This window comes from Arthrobacter sp. JZ12 (assembly GCF_035189165.1).
In the GTDB taxonomy this organism is placed as follows: domain Bacteria; phylum Actinomycetota; class Actinomycetes; order Actinomycetales; family Micrococcaceae; genus Arthrobacter_D.
In genome coordinates this window covers 2,195,533-2,216,080 of sequence record NZ_CP045246.1, presented here as the reverse complement: position 1 = coordinate 2,216,080, position 20,548 = coordinate 2,195,533, and the positions used below count along the sequence as shown (strand labels likewise).

General features: G+C 58.0%; 14 protein-coding genes and 1 pseudogene. 12 read left to right on the top strand and 3 right to left on the bottom strand.

Annotated elements, in window-relative coordinates; all coding sequences use genetic code 11:
• Window positions 1-940: 940 nt before the first annotated feature.
• The gene (locus GC088_RS10195; RefSeq protein ID WP_323958901.1) at window positions 941-2,722 is read right to left on the bottom strand and encodes an ABC transporter ATP-binding protein; all 1,782 of its coding nucleotides are present in this window, start codon (window positions 2,720-2,722) and stop codon (window positions 941-943) included.
• Between the two features lie 186 nt (window positions 2,723-2,908).
• Window positions 2,909-5,548, bottom strand: a complete 2,640-nt coding sequence (locus GC088_RS10190; RefSeq protein ID WP_323958900.1) for a lysozyme — start codon at window positions 5,546-5,548, stop codon at window positions 2,909-2,911.
• 248 nt (window positions 5,549-5,796) lie between these two features.
• Between GC088_RS10190 and GC088_RS10185 the strand changes: the two genes are divergently transcribed.
• The 3 genes from GC088_RS10185 to GC088_RS10175 are packed head-to-tail and all read left to right on the top strand — an operon-like array spanning window position 5,797 to window position 8,806.
• Window positions 5,797-7,020, top strand: a complete 1,224-nt coding sequence (locus tag GC088_RS10185; RefSeq protein WP_323958899.1) for a TadA family conjugal transfer-associated ATPase — start codon at window positions 5,797-5,799, stop codon at window positions 7,018-7,020.
• Entirely contained in the window at window positions 7,017-7,874 is an 858-nt protein-coding gene (locus tag GC088_RS10180) for a type II secretion system F family protein (RefSeq protein ID WP_416377454.1), read from the top strand. The genes GC088_RS10185 and GC088_RS10180 overlap by 4 nt, the downstream gene beginning before the upstream one ends.
• Window positions 7,871-8,806, top strand: a complete 936-nt coding sequence (locus tag GC088_RS10175) for a type II secretion system F family protein (protein ID WP_416377533.1) — start codon at window positions 7,871-7,873, stop codon at window positions 8,804-8,806. Before GC088_RS10180 ends, GC088_RS10175 begins: the two co-directional genes overlap by 4 nt.
• A gap of 390 nt (window positions 8,807-9,196) precedes the next feature.
• On the opposite strand, the gene GC088_RS10170 is transcribed toward GC088_RS10175, so the two are convergent.
• The gene (locus GC088_RS10170) at window positions 9,197-10,273 is read right to left on the bottom strand and encodes a hypothetical protein (RefSeq protein WP_323958895.1); all 1,077 of its coding nucleotides are present in this window, start codon (window positions 10,271-10,273) and stop codon (window positions 9,197-9,199) included.
• Window positions 10,274-11,276: 1,003 nt separating this feature from the next.
• Here GC088_RS10170 and GC088_RS15505 point away from each other — a divergent pair.
• From GC088_RS15505 to GC088_RS15495, 9 genes and pseudogenes are all read left to right on the top strand, one after another.
• Window positions 11,277-11,708 (top strand): annotated as a pseudogene (locus GC088_RS15505) (hypothetical protein); the annotation flags it as partial.
• Window positions 11,709-12,836, top strand: a complete 1,128-nt coding sequence (locus tag GC088_RS10165) for a site-specific integrase (RefSeq protein ID WP_416377549.1) — start codon at window positions 11,709-11,711, stop codon at window positions 12,834-12,836.
• Window positions 12,837-13,126: 290 nt separating this feature from the next.
• Window positions 13,127-14,545, top strand: a complete 1,419-nt coding sequence (locus GC088_RS10160; protein WP_323958893.1) for a hypothetical protein — start codon at window positions 13,127-13,129, stop codon at window positions 14,543-14,545.
• A 434-nt stretch (window positions 14,546-14,979) separates the two neighbouring features.
• Window positions 14,980-16,731: a hypothetical protein gene (locus GC088_RS10155; RefSeq protein WP_323958892.1), complete on the top strand. Its 1,752-nt coding sequence runs from the start codon at window positions 14,980-14,982 to the stop codon at window positions 16,729-16,731.
• Window positions 16,728-17,276, top strand: coding sequence for a hypothetical protein (locus GC088_RS10150; protein ID WP_323958891.1), 549 nt, complete (start codon window positions 16,728-16,730; stop codon window positions 17,274-17,276). Before GC088_RS10155 ends, GC088_RS10150 begins: the two co-directional genes overlap by 4 nt.
• A 68-nt stretch (window positions 17,277-17,344) precedes the next feature.
• Complete coding sequence (locus GC088_RS10145) at window positions 17,345-18,349, top strand: hypothetical protein (protein ID WP_323958890.1); 1,005 nt, start codon at window positions 17,345-17,347, stop codon at window positions 18,347-18,349.
• Between the two features lie 534 nt (window positions 18,350-18,883).
• A complete protein-coding gene (locus tag GC088_RS15500; RefSeq protein WP_416377453.1) occupies window positions 18,884-19,135 on the top strand; it encodes a helix-turn-helix transcriptional regulator in 252 nt (83 codons plus the stop codon).
• A 477-nt stretch (window positions 19,136-19,612) separates the two neighbouring features.
• The gene (locus GC088_RS10140; protein WP_323958889.1) at window positions 19,613-19,747 is read left to right on the top strand and encodes a hypothetical protein; all 135 of its coding nucleotides are present in this window, start codon (window positions 19,613-19,615) and stop codon (window positions 19,745-19,747) included.
• Window positions 19,713-20,510, top strand: a complete 798-nt coding sequence (locus GC088_RS15495; RefSeq protein WP_416377452.1) for a metallophosphoesterase family protein — start codon at window positions 19,713-19,715, stop codon at window positions 20,508-20,510. Before GC088_RS10140 ends, GC088_RS15495 begins: the two co-directional genes overlap by 35 nt.
• Window positions 20,511-20,548: the final 38 nt, after the last annotated feature.

The following is a 20,548-nucleotide window of genomic DNA, read 5'->3' as shown; positions in this document are numbered from 1 at the left end:
CGATTGTGCCGACGTCGGCTCCACTCTTGTTCAGTACGGTCGGGCTGCCGGACGACCGTGGCGGCACCTACCGATGCGGGACACAAGCAGCGATGGAACCAATTTCATTAGTGCAGCGAGAACGAGCGCAAGCGTGTCAGGCTGGACCGCTCGGCGTCTACTTGGAAGCTTGGGTGCTGACTTACTACATGTTCACTTCGGGACCAGACTGGACGTCCTTACCAAGTGGCCAAGGAAGCCCTTTATCGTTCACTTGCACGGGACAGACATCCGTACGTTCTATTACGACACCGCACAGCGCGACAGGATTCAGTGGGGGGCCGATAATGCTTCTGCCGTCTTGTATTCCACTCCCGATCTAAAGGTGCATGCAGAAAAGGCGCGAGGCGATGCGATATATCTGCCCAACCCAGTGAATCTGGGAGAATTGCCTGCTTGGAAGCCGTCGAGTCAACCGTCAATTGCATTCGCCTCCCGCTGGGACGGTTCTAAGGGTGGCGAGCAGCAGCTTGAGCTTCTTTCGAAGATTCGCCAAGTGGTGGGACCTACAGTGCGTATGGTCGGTCTCGATTGGGGGGATTACGCCGCAGAAGCAAGTCGGCGTGGAGTCGAACTGGTTCCGAGGATGCCCAAGCCAGATTACTTGCGATGGCTCGCAGGGGCTCACTGTGTGGTGGGTCAGACATCAGGAATCCTAGCGATGAGCGAGCTACAAAGTCTCGCTATAGGTGTTCCCCTGGTGGCTGGCCTGACACCCGGGTATTACCCTGAGCCAGTGCCCGTACTTCGCGGGGCAAGCCAGGAGGACTTGGCAGTCAAAGTGGCTTCGGTCATCGAAGATCCACTGGGCATGGCGAAGCAGCTACAAGCACGCAAGTGGATAGAGACTTATCACGCGCCGAATGTTGTTGTTCAAAAGCTTGCGTCGATTTACCGTCAGTCAGCTTAAACCAGCCAGCGCTGCTTGCCGCGCAAAATCAGGTACTTGCGCCACCACCTCATTGAAAGAGCCATGGGCTTCGACCCGTCCGTCTTTCATGAAGAAAACGATGTCTGCATTCCTGATGGTCGATAGTCTGTGAGCCACGGTGATAACAGTCACTTCGCCGTGAAGTTCTCGAATTGCGGTAGTCACAGCAGCCTCGGTGGTGGTGTCCAGCGCGCTCGTCGCTTCGTCCATGACCAGTACGTTCGGATTGTCATATAGTGCTCGGGCGATGCCGAGACGCTGCCGTTGCCCGCCTGAAAGGGAGAGTCCCCGCTCCGCGACCATCGCATCGATGCCACCGGGCCGGTTTTCAATTGTCTCGAGAAGTTGTGCACGACGAAGGGCCGCTCGCACCTTGTTCGGGTCGACCTTGGAGGGATTCCAGGTGAGAGCGACATTCTGACCGACGGTCGCGTCGAATAGGGACACTTCCTGAGGGACATAACCGATGCGCTTGCGCCAGTCATCCAAGACTAGATCCATGCTTGTCCCGCCAACTTTGATATGGCCGCTGCTGGGCTCGAGTAGACCGAGAAGCAGGTCTATGAGAGTGGATTTCCCCGCACCAGAGGAACCGACAAAGGCCACATGACTACCGGCGGGAATGGTGATATTCACGCAATCGAGCGCTCGGACCTCAGCATTTGGGTACGCATAGCTTACGTCCAGCAACTCGATGTCGATCCTGCCTGGGCTGAGCCGTTGTTGAGGTCGATCACGTTCTCTTGCGGCGAGTAGCGCGTCGCTGTCGCGGATATCCTTTATCACGTTGTTCGCGAATGATGCGCTCGAATTCGCCTGGGATTGAACAGCCTGGAGGCGGGTGAGGGACGGCACGAGGCGGAAGCCAGCAACAGCGAAGAGGCCGACGGCGCTGACCGCTCCCGCGGTTCCGCCGGTGATTAGTCCGACACTTCCAACGAGAGCAAACCCGACGACCAGTGCTGTCTCGAGAACGTAGCGCGGAACCTGATTCAGGAAGATGGATCGCGCGCGCGCCCGAGAGCTGTGCGTCCGAGTCAGGTTTACCCTCTCCTGCACATCAGGAGCTCTCCCCGCCAGAGTTAGCTCCTTGAGGGCGCTCATTGCTTCGGTCAGCATCATGACGGTTTTACTGGACCACTGCCTGTTGTCCCTACCAGCCTGCACAGCCTTCGGCGAGATGACCCGGGAAAGAAGGAAAGCGACCAGTCCAAGGTAGAGAAGTGTCACAACTGCAATGATCGGTTCCGCTAGGAACAGTACGACGATGATTGCAAGGAGTGTTCCAAACTCACCGAACAACGTCATTGCGGGAATGAGGACACCAGCAACGGTCATGCCGACGCCCACGTCGACCATCCGGACTAGATCGCTCGAGTTCTTCTTGAGGCGTTCGGACCACGGAGAAGCGAGATAGGCGGCGAAGAGTCGGTTCCCAATCAAGACCTCGTGCTGCGCGAATCTCGCGGTGGCCATACGCAGGAGAACCACTGCAAGCACACCCTTCAAAAGGATGAGCAAACACACACCCGCGAGAACGGGTAGAACCGTGGCGGAAACGTCACCCAACAGGGGAAGAACAACAGCATCCCCAGTCACTAAAGCTGGAAGGATGAGAGCGATCGCGCCCAGGGCGACCATGTCTAGAACCGCTAAGCAGGCGGTTGCGATGCCATAAGCTAGAAGGAACCGGCGGCTGCCGGCAGGTAGCGTGGCGAGAAGCGGGCGTAGAATCTTAATTAGGTTTTTCATGCCGTCCCTCAGCGTACTCGAAACTCCAGTTCAGGTACCCGAATGCAGGCGCATATTTGTCAGCGACTGCCATCTTCCTTCGCTGGCCTCGACACACTGGGGACAAGGCGAAGGCACTATGTCGATCCCGAACCTTGCAGCTACATCCCAGCCGCCGAGCGCCGAGTCTTCAAAACCTCGGTAATCCTACTTGAATCCTGTTCCGGAGATGGTGAAGCTGCTCCACTGGGTTCCGACGGTGGTGGCTCGTCCGAAGCCGTTGGTGGTGAAGGGGTAGTAGGTGAGGTTTCCGGCGGTGGTGCGGCCGATGAGGCCGCGGCTGGTGGTGCTGTTGAAACCGTCGACCGGATTGACGGCGTCGATGATTTCCCAGCCGGTGCCGACGGTGGTGCGGGAGCCGGAGACGATGGTGCCGGTGCCGGAGCCGGTGTAACGCAGCAGGTTGTTGTTTGCGTCGCGGGCGAGCAGGTCCATGCGCCCGTCGAGGTTCTGGTCGGCCATGACAATGGGCATGTTGGTGAAGCCGTGGCCGATCTGGACCGCGCGGCCTAGGCTGTGGGTGGAGGTGTGTGGCCAGTAGTAAAGGGCGCCGTCGGCTCGTGCGCCGACGATGGTCATGCCCTGCCCCTTGACCCAGGGGCCGACAGAGATGCTGATATCTTCCCACCCGCCGGAGCCGATCTGGACGGGGGAGCCGAACCCACCGGATGGGCGTCCGGGGTAGTAGCTCAGCGTACCGTTCGTCCACTGGGCGAGCAGGTCGATGGTGCCGTCGGCGTTCCAGTCGGCCGGATTGATGGACTTGATGCCCGTCCACTTTGATCCGATCTGGAAGCGGGCTCCGAAGACGCCGTTGCCGTTGGCGGGGTAGTTCCACAGCTTCCCGGCCGAATCGATTGCCACCATATCGGCCAGCGACCGCACCGAGGGTTTGGGGGAGATTCCCGATGGGGCGCTGCCGCCGCGGGTGGGGAATCCTGTTCCGGAGATGGTGAAGCTGCTCCACTGGGTTCCGACGGTGGTGGCTTTGCCGAAGCCGTTGGTGGTGAAGGGGTAGTAGGTGAGGTTTCCGGTGGTGGTGCGGCCGATGAGTCCGCGGCTGGTGGTGCCGTTGAAGCCGTCGACGGGGTTGACGGCGTCGATTGTGCCCCAGCCGGTGCCTACGGTGGTGCGGGAGCCGGAGACGATGGTTCCGGTTCCTGAGCCGGTGTAGCGCAGGAGGTTGTTGTTGTTGGCGTCGCGGGAGAGCAGGTCCATGCGTCCGTCGAGGTTCTGGTCGGCCATGACGATGGGCATGTTGGTGAAGCCGGAGCCGATGCGCACTCCGGTGCCGAGGCGGTGGGTGGAGGTGTGCGGCCAGTAGTAGAGGGCGCCGTCGGCGCGGGCGCCGACGATGGTCATGCCCTGTCCCTTGATCCAGGGGCCGACGGCGATGCTGATGTCGTCCCAGCCGCCGGATCCGATTTGGATGGGTGAGTTGAAGCCGCCGGATGCCCGGCCGGGGTAGTAGCTGAGGGTGCCGTTGTTCCACTGGGTGAGCAGGTCGATGGTGCCGTCGGCGTTCCAGTCGGCGGGGTTGATCGATTTGATGCCGGTCCATCCGGAGCCGATCTGGAAACGGCTACCGAAGCCGCCGTTGCCGTTGGCGGGGTAGTTCCACAGCTTCCCGGCCGAATCGATCGCCACCATATCGGCCAGCGACCGCACAGACGGCTGCGACGGAGCAGGAGCAACCGAAGTGCCACCACGGGCGAAGGCCTGCAGGCTCGCCAGGTTGCCGTTCCACTGGTTCCAGTCGCCGACCACGGGTCCGGTGCTCGTGTACTGCCAGACGCTGTAGAAGCTCCAGCTCGCCGGAAGGGTGCCGGCGCCGTAGTTGTTGTAGCTGGCAACGTGCAGCGCATGGTCGGAGAACGCCCTGCTGCTTCCGGTGCACCGGTTCCACCAGTCAGTGGTGGTGTAGATCATCGGCTTGCGGCCGGTCAGTGTGACCATCCGGTTTGAGAAATCCCGGATCCAGGTAACCATCTGAGCGGGGGTCATGTTGTAGCAGTCGTTGCCGAGACTCTTGTAGGGGTTGTACTCGACATCGAGCAGCGGGGGAAGGGTTCTGCCATCAGCGCTCCACCCGCCGCCGTTCGCGACGAAGTAGTTTGCCTGCTGTGCGCCGCTGGAGACGTTCGGGATGGCGAAGTGGTAGGCGCCGCGAAGCATTCCCTGACTGGCGGCTCCGCTGTACTGGTGCCCGAATTCCGGATTCTTGTAGACGAGGGCTTCGGTTGCCTTTACGTAGGCCCAGCGCGAGCCGTAATCCCAGGCGCCGCGCCAGTTCACGACGCCCTGGTGGCTGCTGACATCAACTCCCAGAACGCCCGACGACGGCTGCCAGTAGTTGGTTGCGAGCGGCGCCATCGCGGCGCCGGACACACTGTCCGAAGCGCTGCCGGACTTTGTCGACGGCGCTGGTGTCTCGCCCTGCGCAGGCTCTTGTGCGTCACCGGTCACTTCAAGCCGTTCGATTCCCTGACCCATGCTGGCTCCATGGGCTCCGATCAACTCGGCGAGAAGTTCGGGGTTGTTCTGGAAATCGTCGGCTGTCGGCTCGACTGCCTTTGCCTCCGACGGCGACGGCGACGGTGACGGGGCCGGTGACGACGGCGTCGGCCCCGGTTCCGAGGCAGGCGCCGGCATGGTGGCGGTCGCCTGGTTAGGTTCGGCGGGAGCCGTCGCTGCGTTAGTGGCGATTGCCGGCGTCATGCCCGTCAGAAGGGCGAGGGTGACGAGCGATGAGACGGTAAGTGACCTGGTGGCACGGGAAGCTATCAAGGGGAGATCTCCGGATAGGCATTGCCCCGGACGGATCCGGGCGTAACCCCAGCAGGCTAGTGCCGCAGTTACGTTTGGGACAGGAGGGGCAAATGTGACTAACCAGAGACAAGGTTATCCACATACGCCCATAGGGCTAGGTATGTTTTCGGGTCTGGCCTACGCTTTGAGGCAGGGAACGAGCATTACCAGTCTGTCAGTCTCCGGCTTGCGCATTCCGTTCGCAGGTCGAATCCTTGGGGAAAACTATGGATGCAGTGCGCATTGTCGAGGGCGAGGTCCGCGAGCTTATACGCCGTCGTGGCCTTGATCCGACGAACCAGGGTGCGGAGGTACGCCGCCTGATTGATGCGGCAGTCAATGACTACGACGAGCGCTCACTACTAGGAGCACTGCCGCCCCTCGGTTCGCTCGAACAGGCAAGCCGTCATGTGTATGACGCCGTTGCCGGCTACGGGCCGCTTCAGCCGCTGCTTGATGATCCCTCGGTCGAGGAAATCTGGATCAACTCCCCTTCCGAGATTTATGTCGCGCGTGGCGGTGATTCCGAGCTCACGTCGCTGACGCTGTCCGATCAGCAGGTACGCGACGCAGTAGAGAAGATGCTCAAGTCCTCCGGACGCCGGCTGGACCTGTCCTCTCCATTCGTCGATGCATCATTGCCGGACGGATCGCGTCTGCATGTAGTCATCCCTGACGTCACCAGGCGACACTGGGCCGTCAATATCCGTAAGTTCATCTCGCGTGCAACCCGCCTGGAACACCTGGTCGAGCTGGGTTCCCTCTCACCTGATGCGGCGCGCTTCCTTGGTGCCGCAGTGGCCAGCGGGCTTAACATCCTTGTTTCCGGCGCCACGCAGGCAGGCAAGACCACCATGCTGAATTGCCTGGGAGCTTCAATCGGGCCGCGCGAGCGAGTCATTACCGTGGAAGAGATCTTCGAACTGCAGCTTCCTCTAAGGGATGTCGTCGGGCTGCAATGCCGGCAACCAAACCTGGAGGGCCACGGCGAGATTCCGCTTCGCCGCCTCGTGAAGGAAGCGCTGCGCATGCGGCCGGACCGACTGATTGTCGGCGAAGTTCGGGAAGCGGAAAGTTTGGACATGCTGATTGCGCTCAATTCGGGCTTGCCGGGGATGTGCAGCGTCCACGCCAACAGCGCGCACGACGCCGTTACGAAGATCTGCACGCTACCTTTGCTTGCCGGCAATAACATTTCGAGTGCCTTCGTTGTGCCCACCGTCGCCTCGTGCATCGACCTTGTGGTCCATTGCACCCGGGAAAGGTCAGGCGTCCGGCGGGTTGCCGAGATCATCGCCCTGGGCAGGCGGGTCGAAAACGGAGTCATAGAAACCTCAACCGTCTTCAAACGCATTGACGGCGAGCTTCGTGTCACCGCCTCGGACATGCCGGCTGAAGAGAAGTTCGCCTCCGCCGGTTACTCACTCGCTTCGCTCCTGGGCGCATCGTGACGGTTGCCGCAGGAGCAGCCTTGGGGGTAGGGCTTTTTCTCATCTGGTGGTCCACCTGGGCTGTCCCTCCCCGCCCTTCGACCGGCTCTCGTCGAACCGGCAAGCTTGATGAGCTGTTGCTCCGGGCAGGCGTTGAGCGAGTGTCAGCGGGCGGTCTTCTGGCGGCGAGCGGCGTCGTCGGAATCGTGACTTTCCTGGTGACATTCCTGATCACTGCGACCCCTGCGATCGCGGCATGTTTTTCTTTGTTCGGACTTCTGGCACCGCTGATGCTGCTTCGGTGGCGAGCCCGCAAGAGGACCGCGTCCCTTCGCGAGTTGTGGCCGGACATCGTGGACCATCTTCGTTCGGCGATCAGGGCCGGCCTGTCGCTGCCAGAGGCTTTGATGCAGTTGGGGGTGAAGGGGCCGGAGGAACTCCGACCGGCCTTTGGTGAATTCGCTGCCGACTACAGGTCCAGCGGGCAGTTCGAGCCGGCGCTTGACCGGCTGAAGGACCGCCTGGCCGATCCGGTTGCGGACAGGATCATCGAGGCGCTCCGGCTTACCCGCCAGGTCGGCGGCACAGACCTCGGCCGGCTGTTGGGCACGCTTGCCGAATTCCTGAGGGACAGCGCGCGCACGCGGAGTGAACTTGAAGCGCGGCAGTCCTGGACGGTCAACGCGGCTCGGCTGGCTGTTGCGGCTCCGTGGATCGTGCTTGCACTGCTGTCCACACGGCCCGAAGCGGTCGAGGCCTACAACACGGCGGGCGGTGCCGCTGTGTTGGTGGGCGGCCTGCTGGTCTCCGTCTTCTGCTACTGGATCATGCTGCGAATAGGCGCACTGCCGGAGGACGAGCGGGTGCTTCGCTGATGGGTGTCATCACTGCCGCAGCACTGCTTGGTGCCAGTCTGGGAGCGGGGCTCTGGCTGACCTTTGTTGGACTGCCGGTGATGCGTCAGGTTCGCTTCGTCGAGCGCATAGCGCCGCATTTGAAGTCTGTAGACGTCAGTTCGCGGCTTCTGGACGCGCCCCCGATCACACCATTCGGCCCTCTGGAACGGATCATCAGGCCGATGGCCCGCGATGTGGTGAGAAGGTTGAGCAGGTTCAGTCCGGCGTCGTCCGTTCTTGCGAAGCGGCTCGATCAGGCAGGCAGCAGCAAGTCCGTCGTGGACTTTCGGGCCGAACAGATTATCTGGGGGAGCGTGGGCCTCGGAGCGTCGACCACCGTTCTTGTAACGCTGGCCGCTGCCGGCAGCTTCAACCCGCTCCTTGCCGTTCTGATCGTATGTGGAAGTGCCGCGGGCGGATACCTGATGCGCGACTACGTACTGGGAGCCGCAATCAGAAAGCGGGAGAGTCGCATGCTCGCGGAGTTCCCAAGTCTCGCCGAACTCATGGCGTTAGCCGTAAGTGCGGGGGAGAGCGCCACCGGGGCGCTGGAGCGGCTCTGCAGGACCGGGCACGGGGAACTCACAGAGGAGTTCCGGCGGGTGCTCGCCGAGACGCGGGCTGGAACTCCGCTGATGCAGGCCCTTCACAACTTCTCGGGCAGGACCCAGCTGACGCCCTTGGTGAGGTTCGTCGATGGAATCAGCGTCGCCGTCGAGCGTGGCACGCCGCTCGCTGATGTCCTTCGTGCACAGGCCCAAGACGTGCGGGATCTCTCCAAACGCGAGCTGATGGAGTCGGCCGGGCGCAAGGAAATCGCCATGATGGTCCCCCTGGTTTTCGGCGTACTTCCACTCACCGTTCTCTTTGCTGTCTACCCAGGTATCGCTTTGATCAACCTGGGTTTGTGACCCTATCCGAATAGAAACATCTGCAATCACTGAACAGAAAAGGACATCAGCGTGCGTAACCGCCTCTTCGCTTGCTTCCTGACCGTCGTCGCCCAACTGTGGGCCATGCGTCAACTGTCACCGCATGCCGACGATCCCGAGCGGGGTGACGTCCCCCCAGGTTCTCTGTAAAGTTCCCGTGTTGTCGTACATATGTGGCGGCTGAACCCCCGATTTTTGGCAGGCAGGGTCGAACCCCTTCGTGTGCACCGACGTGGTCGATGCAAGGTTGCGGTGTCGAAGCATCGAAGCATCCCTGCTAAGTCATCTGTTCGACAGTGTCGAGAATGTGTTGGAGATTCGCGCTTGCCTATGCTGTAGCGGTCTCTTGAACCGCCAAGACGCTTGGCGTCATCTGAACGGTATGTGACTCACCGAAACTTTCACATCGTCGTACCCATGATCCGCCAGTAGTTGAAGCAAGCTAGCTCTAGCGTCTTCCGGGTACGGAGTAGAGGAGATTTTAATTTCCTTAATTGGGAGCTTGCTGGCGCGCTTCGCGTAGCTGGCAGGAGAATCTGGAGCGGTCAGCTCGACGTATGGGAGCACTCCCAATGCGCCGGGTCGGAAACGGACAAACATCCAAGAGGGGCGCGCGACGGGCACAAGCGTACGCACTTCTCGTTCATCTCTGAATGAACTACTCTTGACGAAGTCGAGCAATTCTAACGGGACTTCCCATTCTATTCCTGCCACTTGTGATTTCACATGATCGGGAAGGGCAAGGGCGTAAAGATAATCAGAATGAAGTAAGTTGAAGGATCGTCTCACCAGTTCGTCTATCTTCGTTTCCTCATAAATTACTTCTTGCCACGACCGAACAGCCGTTTCTATTCGAGGAGGCTTGAAGGCTAATCGCAATGAGCCCCACTGATCTTCCTCGATGTCGGTCGTGGAGGGCTGCAAGGAAGGATATGGAGGAACAGTTCTCTGGCGAAGTGGAACAAGTCGTATGGCCATGTCAAATCCGATAGCGTAACTGATCGTCCCTCCACCATAGTTCCGAAATAATGTCAGATTGTCTCCGTCTGTTGAACCGGAAAGTATGAATCGTTGGTTTGCGCGGGATGCGTGGTCTGCTGGAAGTGACTCAAGAATTTGATCAGCTGCTTCGTCTCCAATTTCATCCTTAAGATTCTCAACGTAGGCACGCAAAGCACCGACTCCGCTTTTGAGCTCCTTGTAATCATTCATTAGCGCCGCAGATCCGGCCCAAACTACGTTATTCTGCAGAATGCCCAGGAGTGCTGCGGGAGGCGCGTAATGCCAAGCTAATCCCTGCGAACTAGCTGGAAAGCGAGAGGATAATCGTGTTACCTCATAGAAGAGGTCGGTTGGTACCCAGGCGCGCCGTTCAGGCGACCTAAGCCGCTGTTCGGATTCCTCAAAGAATTGCTTCCAAAGGCCATCTTCATCGAAAGCTTGCATCTAACTCCTTGCGCATCGCGGTGAGGGAGAAATTTCCCGCCATCGCGCTAGCACCTTCATACCTGATCGGATTACTGAGTCAGTGTCGCCTGGTGCATCAACACGTGCGATCGCTCCGGCACTTACTTCACGGATCTGTGACACATCCTGCTCCGGACTCGTCGACGGACCAAGACCGTCGATACCGACTTCGTTATCCGGCTGAGAGGCCGCGATGTGGCAGTATTCCTCGATACCCAGCATGTCGACATTTTGCCTGATAAGTAAGCCCGTTCATAGGTTTGCATCAGGGAACTGCCAGCAGCGGTCATCACGTTAGCGGCCTCGTTCCTGGCTACATTCGCAGGCGAAGGAAACATAATGCGTTGGAAGGTCGAGTCGGTCGGGCACCTACTGTTGCAATCATGAACCGCTGACGACTCCATCCAGGCGGTTAGGGCGTACCGGCTTCAACGGCAGAAGATACCCAAGACGCATGGTCAGGTTCTGCTTTGCGGAATGAGCCAAGACCGCCTAACGCGGATCCTCTTATATGAACGACATTTTGCTGCCAAGTAAAAGCTACGCAATCACTCAGAATAACGGCGTGCGAGTTTTCGTTCGTATCTGCATTCGCACCTCAGTCCGATAACGACAGTTCTCCGCGTTGGCGAATCGGCCCTGCCGTGTAGCGCATTTCGGCTTTCAGCATGCCTTTGCCGAAGTAACCGCGATCGCAGAAGTATTCGAAGCTATTCGCTCCTCGCATGCATGTGCACCAATAGCGCTTACTCAGTATGAGTCGCGGAGTTGAATCGTCCGAAGACAGATCCCACAAAGCTGGGTCAAAGCCGACTTTTTCCATCAACTCGCGGAGATAGATCTAGCAAGTGTTAGAAACAGTTTCTATGAAACGCATAACGACACGCTGAGCGACTAAGTAGTACGTGCACAGTGAGGTTTTTCATGGCACTCTGACGAATCGGTATGTGGGGTAGAGGCGGCCGTGCGAAAGGGGAGAAGGATGATGAATGATGCAAGCTGTTCGAACCGAGAAACGGAAGCGTTCCCGGGGCCAGAACTCGCAGACACGGAGGGCTTCAGACACTTCACGCCATGGGTAATGGCGACAACAGGCGGACCGTTGAAGCTCCCTCTTGACTTTCATCCGCTCGCTCGTACTTGGTCTACAATTGCTCACGAAGAAGCGCGACTCGGAATCGCTCCTGGGATGCCGGTGCTTATTTCGAGACTTCAAATAGACGCTCGAATCAACTCCTACTTAAGACAGGCGTTTCGTCGCGATCGAAGATCGACGGCGAAAACCTACGCTGTCGAATTACGTACATGGTTCACTTTCCTGCAGTCCCGCGGAACTCTCTGGGACGAAGCTCGCAACGAAGATGTGCGGTCGTACCAAGTATGGAGAGTTTATGATTCCCGCAACCCTTTCAGGGTGACTCCGGCGACCTGGAATAAGGGTTGGGCCGCGTTGAAACACTTCTATAAATACTCCTGCGAGGCGGGATGGATAGAAGACACCCCTGTGAGAATTCAGGATCGGCTGGATACATCGAGTCAAATCGGTGGCTTCCGCGAGAAAAACGCACGGTTGTCTCGAGACCGTTGGCTCACGCCTGCAGAGTACTCCATGTGGCGGGATGTGGGCTTGCTCGGCTACTCAGGTCAGGTCAACGGAAGTATGAGTGTGGTGGCGGACTCACCAAACGTGAATTTCCGTGGACGCAACTCTGCGCGGAATGCAGCCTACACCGACTACGTCTTGTCGACTGGGCTTCGCGCGGCGGAAGCGGGGTCGCTCCTCAGGATGGAGCTACCGATCGGAGTCAACCACCAGGTTCCCATCGTCACTAAAGGCCGTCTCCTACGTCATTACGTTCCTATGCATGTATACGGGCTGGAGTCGGTGCAACAGTACGTCGATGGGGAGCGCTACGACAATGTACGACGAGCACAAGAAATCCGAAGGTACGACGGCATTGCTGATCCTTTGATTATCGAGAGAGTCCTTCCCGATGGTCCTAGGGGACAGCGACTTCGTCTCGAGAATTATGGTGAGGTTGATGTCCCGATGCTTTCCCATAGCGATCGGATTCGGCTGTATGGTCGGACCGAGCACGGTTTGGAGCCGGCGGCCCTTTGGCTCGGAGAGTCGGGGATGCCGATGCAACCGGCGAGTTGGAATGCTGTATTCGCTGCTGCGAATAGGAGGGTGACTGCAGCAAGAACTGCGCTTGGCGTGCGAGCACCCTGGGTTCGTGTAACACCGCACTCACTGCGCTTCACGTTCGCGTTGATGGTTCTGGTTGCGGGAGTTCGCGCGACCGATCGCGAACAGGGTCTGACTCCTTCACACCCGTTCTTAGAGGGAAACTACTCTCACGTTTTCGATGAAGTGCGGGACTTGCTCGGTCATGCCTCAGTCGAGACAACGAAAAACATTTATCTGGAGCCGGTGAAACGTATACGAAGATCCTCACTTTTCACCGGGGACAGCATTGCTGAAGTGTGGAGCGGCATTCGGGCTTTCAGTCCACTGGTCGGTTTCCGGAGCGCCGATTGAACCGGGGTAGACGGGCAGCGCAACCTCCGATAACCCTCCCATCTGAGACCCGATCAAAGGCTCCAGAGGGCCTCGTTGTCACCCTCAGGCTGGAAGATGCCCCGGATCACCGGTTCGACCTATCACGGATGGCCGGACCTGAGCTAGTGCGTATGCAGCTTGCGGCCAGCATTTTGGCGTCGACAGCAACGGAAGCGGGGGTCCGCCGCTTGGCGACTATTCGCAACGTACGCAGGGCAGTATCCGCGTTTCTGCGGTGGCTTGATACCCGGAACAAAGACGAAGGCGCAGTGGCCATAGTCGATCTGACGGACTTCACGCCGTTCCATCTTCGCCAGTACCATCACTTCCTCTGCTCTCATTATGCGGACTATTCGATCTGGGAGTACTACTCGAGGATCATCATGCTCTTGAAACGAGTCCCCTCTGCGTCCAGAGAATTAGTGCTCGAGACGAACAAGAAGTCTTCAGTTAAACCAAGCCCGATCTCCTTCATCGAGCGGTATCCAAAGGCGGAGTTCATAGCACTGCGAAACGCCGCAAGACGAACCCTTCAATCCGCCCATGCTCGGATTACGGCGGCGTATGCACTTTCCAAGCACGAACAGAGTAAAGAGCATCCCGACTGGCTGAGGGCAAGAGTGCTGCACGAAGTACTTCATCACGGAAGGCCGCGCACTAAGGAAGGAATAAGGGCTTTGGAGACGTCTTACAGTTCGATGGGACCGAATGAGCGTGTGAACGCAGCGAGGAGACAGTTATTCCTCTCTAGTGAGGAGGCACTGGCGGCAGTCGTTTTACTCGGCTGTCAGCGTGGTCTGAACATCTCGACGATAGACAGCGCCCCCGTGCCGTTCGAACACGAACCGGGCGTCATGCAGTTGGACCTCGACAAACCTAGGCGAGGAGCGGCATATCGATACTGGCCGGAATTGGTCCTCGACGGGACAGACCCAGTTGAAGACTCCGAGGTGCAAGCTTTGCAGATGATTGCTGAGGCCACAGAGCCAGCTCGCGAGCACTTAGCGTTACGAGGAATCCCTACGGATCGTTTGTTCGCCTACTGGCCAACGGGTTCTCGATCGCCGTTGCTGGGAGTGCCGCGCTGGGAGGTGCGCAAGAAAGCTGCTTGGGTTCCGAAGGGTACAGCAATCGACTTCCGACGCTTACGACGAAGCATCCCTGGGGCGGGAGTGACAGCCGAGCCGACGAACCACAGCGCAGAGACACATCTTCATTATGTTCGGAGCGATGCCACCGCCCTTGCGCATCACCAAGCCGCTGCCATGTCCGGTATCCAGAAGGTGCTTGATCATGGACGAGCAAGGGTCGAGCTACGGATGAGCGAAAACGAAGAAATGGACTCTGCCAACGATGCTCTGATCGTGAACTGTTCGGATCCCGCGAATCATCCCGACACGTCAAGCGCGTGCACATCCGGATTCTACGGATTCCTTGACTGTTTGCAATGCGCGAATGCAGCCACAGTGCCTCGTCTGCTTCCCAGGATGATAGCTGCCTTGCAGGTTCTGGAAGAGTTGCGGGACGGTATGGGCGAGAGTTGGGACCGTCGATTTGCGCGTCATCATGCCACCTTGTCCGCTGTAGTGGATCGGTACACGGTGCAAGAAAGAGAATTGGCTTCGAAAGAAGTCGCACAACACCTCCCGGTCCTCCTAGCGGCTCTTCGGCACGAGCCACCAGCATGATTGACCAGAAAGCCGAGTTGAAGGCAAACAACATCCGGAGTAGCCCCGACGTTTTCCCCGACGCGAAGACTCCCAGTATCGGTCCACACCGACTTCACAACGCAGGTGCTGTGATTGCGCCATTCGAGGCATCGTCGTGGCCATTGGCAGCTCTAGAGGTGGGAGACCGTCCGAGTCGAACTATCCATTTCGAAGGTTGGCCTGCTGGCTTCCAAAACTTTGCACGCCATGTCGCATACGTGTTGATCAATCACGGAACCCCGGATGCGGTCCTAGAGCAGCGAACTAGCTCCGAGTCGAAGTGGCTCAGCGCATCCAGCATTGCCAATGCACTGCTCAAACTACGCTCTCACATCATCTGGTTGACGTCGGACTGGTCGGCACGGCACTCGGACACCCCGGTCAGGTGCCCAGCCGATCTAGACGCATACCACATGGCCGACTTGAAAGTATGGATGGAAGAAAGCCAGCTGAATCCTACCCATCGCAACAAGTGTCTTGCTGTCATTGTGCGTGTATGGCACCTGAACCCATTGCTGCCTGATGACTGTCAATTTCCAGAGCCCATGTGGAATCGACACGAATGGCGTCACAAGCGACCATCGGGCGAGAACAAAACTCTTCCCATCGGCGAGTCTGCTTTCTCAACGCTACTGGAATGGGCATGTGCATTCGTGCGTGAATTCGCACCCGATATTCTAGCAGCGCACCGACATTACGTTGAGAGCATGCGAAATCGGGCAGTAATCGCTGCAACTTCGATACTTGACTCCTACATATCGACGGGGAGGCCACTTCCGTTAAGACCGTCGGGTTATAAGCGAAATGATGATGAAGTGGGATGGCAGGTTCTGAGCTATCGTCACGGCGTGGATGCGGGAGAAGCTGCTTCTGCTTATAGGAGTTGGCGTAAGCAACTTCTAGTGGTGAGTTCTGACCCGCAAGAAACGGCTCTGAATCTTCCGATCAACGGACGATTCCATGGGTCGCCTTGGATACCCTTCATTGGTGTGTATGACATCATGCGCGCGGGGGGAGGCAATCCTGAGACTCAAGCGTCACCATTGATTGCGCACCTTCGCACCGCTTGCATGATAGTTGTTGCAGCGCTAACGGGGATGAGACCGGAAGAGGTCCTTCATCTGAAGGCGAAGTGCCTGAACGAGCCACTGGAACGGCCGGGAGGTTCTCGTGTTCACCTGGTAAGTGGTGAAGTTTATAAGGGTGTAAAACGGCAGGAGGATGGGTCTCCGGGGATACCGAAACCTGCGGTTTGGGCTACCGTTCCAGTGGCAGCAGCCGCAATCAAAATCATCGAGGAGATCAACGAAGAACTGGGCCAAGGTGGAGGCTTCCTCTTCTCGGAGCGAGCCGAGGTTTCGATCTACACGCGTACGGCCGCCGGTTGGATCGCTTCGTTCATTGAGTTCGTGAACACTCGTCTAGCTCCCCACAGCGTCAGTCCCGCCGCCCTCAATATCCCCGAAGACCCTCATGGCGCAATTACCTTGCGCAGATTTCGACGCACTCTTGCCTGGTTTCTGAGGCACCGTCCAAACGGGGATATAACGACAGCAATTCAGTATCAACATGTGGGTACCACGATCGGCGAGGGATATGCCGGTACCAAGGCTTCTGGTATGCCGGATCTGTTGATTGAGGAGGACTGGAACCACAGACGGGACACCATTCGCGAGCTAGCCCAGCTTGTCTCAGAGGGGCAAGGACTTAGTGGGCCCGCCGCAGAGGACGCGATACAAGCGGTCCGCAAGCTGCCTAGAAATTTATTGCCAGCCGACGAGCGACGGCTCCGAAAGGACAGATCCTTGAAGGTGTATGACAACCCGGCCGCCATAGCGCTCTGCATCTACAGGGAAGACAGAGCCTTGTGTGCGAAGTTCAAGGATGCTGGGAAAGACACTCAGCCCGACCTCCTAAACTGTGTCGACGGTTGCAAGAACGTCGCCCGCACCGAGAAACATCTGACTCGTCTCGGGTCAGATTCAATCCAACTCCAAAAGCAGGCGGAACTTGCGCCTGCGCCGATGGCCCAGTCGTTGCTGGCGAAGGCGCGTAGAAACGATTTGATAGTAGCTGAGGCGATTGCGACTCGAGTATTCGGAGATTCAGTAGTCCGAGAGGGGCCGCCGAAGGCAGAGGAGTTCGACGGAGACGGGAACCGATGAGCGCCGACGGGACTCGCGCCTTTCCAACGAACCAAGCTCCCTCTAACTCAGAGATCAGAAGCGAAAAGAATCCCACGCGCCAAGCCATTTTGTCGGCGATGCAGCGAATCCTTTCAGGAGTCCCGAAGAGGGTTCCTTCGGGCGCGCTGACGACGCGCGACCTTGCGTTCGAAGCAGAAGTTGGCCGGCACCATCTGTACCAGAGCCACCCCGATCTTCGGCAGAGATTCGAGTTCCTCAGGGAGCGCGAAGGAACTCGTCCGGAACGCGAAGTCGCTTTGCAAGAGGCTTTAGAACGGGCACGAAGCCAAGCGGTCAGGCACAAGGATTCTCAGCAGCGAGCTAGACAGGAAGCTGATGACTGGAAAGAACTGGTCGAAGTACTAGCTCGAGTGATCAATGCGCTCCAGGAGGAAATTCATCAGGAGCAAATCAAAGTTGAACGGCTGACTCGGAGGCTCCATGAACCCGGCTCATCTCACCGCCCCACGGTGGTGCCCATAACGAAGTATTCGGCTGGAGGCAAGGACGTTCCAATCGCCTAGTTCCGGTGGATACTACCAACCTGCGCACCGGGAGGCGCGCTACGAGCATAGTGGGAGGCAGACCAAGGATGACCATCAGAAAGAAAACGGCATACATCGGAGATGTCGGAGAGGTCGAGGTCCTTCGCGCCTTGCTGGACACGGGCTCGGCGGTAAACCTCATAACAGGAGCCGATTATGGTTGGGATATACACGTACAGGTTCCGCGCACACCTACGTCTCCTTCGGATTATCGAGGAGAGGCGGCTTGGGGCATGTCGGGACGCTCGGCGCATATTCAAGTCAAAAGCAAGACGGGTAACCTGTCACCGTCCGTAGATCCTGGGACTGTCAGAGGCTGGATAACTGGCTCCAAAACGGGAGCGCCCACATTTGTGGTCCTTGTTGTGCCTGGAAAAAAGCTCTACTTCTCGCCGAAGGACCTTCAGCTCCTTCTGACCAGATGGGAGGAAAAGAACGAGAAGAAGAGAGCCGATGGGAAGAAAGAAGTTGAGTCTCTAACTCTTCCGCTGTCTAGCGCCAGGCTTTTCGCGTCGGAGCAGTTGTCTTGGCTCCTGCACTTATGGTCCAAATACCCCGGTATCATGATGAGCTCCACGCTCGAGGATTGGCCTTCGTTGACCCGGCAGGCGCTCAGCTTTGAAATATCTAACTTCATCCATCAAGTAGTTCTAGCTTGGTTGAAGTCGCATTTTTCGGACATCTACGTCGGCCCCAATGCGAAGGGGGTACTCAAACGCACCACTGGATCGCACGCAGACAATGATGCTGATGCTGATTTCATTGAGCTGATTCAGGGCGCAGATGCCCTGGGAATTGCTGAGGCCGGTTATTTAGCAATGCACCCCGGTGAGGCAATCAGTCAGGAGGATCTCGAAGCCTTTGCCTGGAGCGTTCTCGAACGAATCGCGAATGCTATCGAGAAGTTTGATTACAGATGGCCGAAGGCAGAGTTTTCGACGTCCTACTCCTCGAGTTCAGACATTGGACGTTCGAGAGAGGAAGCTATCGACCTCGTCCGAGATGTCGGGAAGTTTTATGCTCAATGCGAAGGCTGGCTTAGCAACTCGTAGGTACTAGGAACTCAATGGCTTGATGACCGCGCGGAGTACGTGCTCAGAATGAAACGGTGTCAACCGACACGCCGTTGTCACGTAAGGGACAGGAACGACACACCTGCAGCGGTCCATCTCGAATGGTCGTTCGTTCGGACGTCCTGCAGATAGTTGCGTCCGGGTCACTCCTGCATTGACATGGACGGAAGCAGGACCTGCAAGAAATGCGGTGCCTGAGCACTTGTGTCTCTGGGATCCCTTACTCGCAAATCTGTGGCTTCGTCGAAGTCTTCCGGGATGAAGCTGAGGAACTGTCTCAAACTAGCCGCAGATACGTCATCGGTCAGATCAAGGACAATCGAGACTGCCATCTAGTAGCCTTCCTGCAATGATGGTGATTTAGGTCTCATGTCGCACTAGTGCGACAGACAACGATGTTCAATTCTAGTGGCATAAATTGTGCCCACCCGACCCTCACAAACAACGCCTGCTCGCTTGAAGGTATGGCAGGATCGCCGCGAGCAGGTCGGTGCCCGCATACGTGAGCTTCGGATGACCCAAGGACTCAGTCAGGAGGCGTTGGGACTTGAAGCAGGGATGCACAGAAGCATGGTCATCAGCCTTGAGTGGGGGCGAAGGACGGTCGCATACGAGCGCCTATGGGACGTGGCAGACGTCCTGGGCGTAAGAGTAGAAGAGTTGTTTGTTGCACCATCCAGCGCTCCAAAGGTCGAAGGGCAACGCCGGGGTAGGACGAAAAGCAGCACCAGGACGCGGCTGTCTACTGGGCCCAGCTCAGAATAGGGGCAAGTTTCACTTTGAGCGCCGAGGAACTCGGCAGGAGCGCCTTCGTTCGAAGTGGGAAGTCAGTTCTGACGTCAGCACCTCGTTAGCCGGACCGCAGAAGGCCTTGCTGCTGAACCCACCGTGTAGGTCGGCGTGTGTGGGCTGGAGCCGTCGCAGGGGCCTGTTAACGAAAACGATGGGTCCCATGATCCTCGGAGCGAAGTTTCAGTGAGGGTAAGAAAGTTCAAGGGCCGGAGATAGACATACGCCTACGCCTGCGTTCACTATGGTTTGTCCGCTTGCTCCAAGATTGATGCAGCACCCCCTGCACCGGTGAACAGACGTCGCAGCAGCCATAGTATGTGTGAAGCCAGACAAGCTATTCGGGAGGTCTTCACAATGCTCGGCCGGTCAAAGGGAATCTTCACGAGACGAAGGAAGCAGCCGGATAGCGCCTTGTCTTGGCGGCTAACACGAGCGGCACTAGACCGGGCAATGAGCAATAAGCCGACGGAGCAACGCATGGGTATGGCCGAGCTGGTGATTCTATCGGGCAGCGAATTGACGATCGATTTGGACAAGTGGATTGCGACCGATGCAATCGAGGTGCTCAAGCGTGAACGGGAGTAGTCGCCCGATTGCCTTTTTCGGTGATTGGCACGGCCATCTGGGCTGGTCCTTGGGATGCATCGACGCTGCCGAGAAGGCTGGCGTACGGACGATGGTCAGCGTCGGCGACTGTGCCTTGGATTGGCCCGGAGCGCGACGGGGCCGGTACGAGAAACGCATCAATGAGATCCTCGCTCAGAAGAGCATGCGTCTCCTGATCAGTCCTGGCAATCATGACAATTGGGACACGATCCTCAAACTGCAGACAGAAGGGGATGGCTTAGCTCGATGGCGCTCCCGCATTTGGGTCCTTCCGCGCGGGGGGCGCACAGTATGCGAGGGTCTGATGATCGGTGGACTCGGTGGAGCTTTCAGCATCGATTCGAAGCGCAGGACTGAAGGGAAGGACTGGTGGCCTGACGAGGAACCAACGTATGAAGAAGCTCAGCGACTGATCGAAGGTGGGCCAGTAGACGTACTGGTCACACATGATGCGCCCTTGTCAGTGCCCCTAAAGAGCCACCTGAAACTTTCTGCTGACTTGATTATGCGGGCCAATCAAACGCGCACTCTAATCGATGATGTCGTCGCTAAGCTCACCCCGGCACATCTCATAGCTGGCCACTGGCACCAGCGCAAGATCCACGAGATCCTGCATCCGGGTGGCGAGGTTACCCGAGTCGACATTCTGGCCAATGAGATGCACAACCTGGGTAACGCCATTCTGGTTCACCCTTCCAGAGAGCGACTAAAGGTTGAAACGTTGAAGATCACGAGCCGATGAATGGCGAGCGGCATGTGAACCGGTGGGTTGAATGATCA

Coding starts and splice junctions, on each gene's coding strand:
- GC088_RS10195 (WP_323958901.1), bottom strand. CDS start 2,722: ATGAAAAACCTAATTAAGATTCTACGCCCGCTTCTCGCCACGCTACCT.
- GC088_RS10185 (WP_323958899.1), top strand. CDS start 5,797: ATGGATGCAGTGCGCATTGTCGAGGGCGAGGTCCGCGAGCTTATACGC.
- GC088_RS10170 (WP_323958895.1), bottom strand. CDS start 10,273: ATGCAAGCTTTCGATGAAGATGGCCTTTGGAAGCAATTCTTTGAGGAA.
- GC088_RS10155 (WP_323958892.1), top strand. CDS start 14,980: ATGGCCGACTTGAAAGTATGGATGGAAGAAAGCCAGCTGAATCCTACC.
- GC088_RS10150 (WP_323958891.1), top strand. CDS start 16,728: ATGAGCGCCGACGGGACTCGCGCCTTTCCAACGAACCAAGCTCCCTCT.
- GC088_RS10145 (WP_323958890.1), top strand. CDS start 17,345: ATGACCATCAGAAAGAAAACGGCATACATCGGAGATGTCGGAGAGGTC.
- GC088_RS15500 (WP_416377453.1), top strand. CDS start 18,884: ATGACCCAAGGACTCAGTCAGGAGGCGTTGGGACTTGAAGCAGGGATG.
- GC088_RS10140 (WP_323958889.1), top strand. CDS start 19,613: ATGAGCAATAAGCCGACGGAGCAACGCATGGGTATGGCCGAGCTGGTG.
- GC088_RS15495 (WP_416377452.1), top strand. CDS start 19,713: ATGCAATCGAGGTGCTCAAGCGTGAACGGGAGTAGTCGCCCGATTGCC.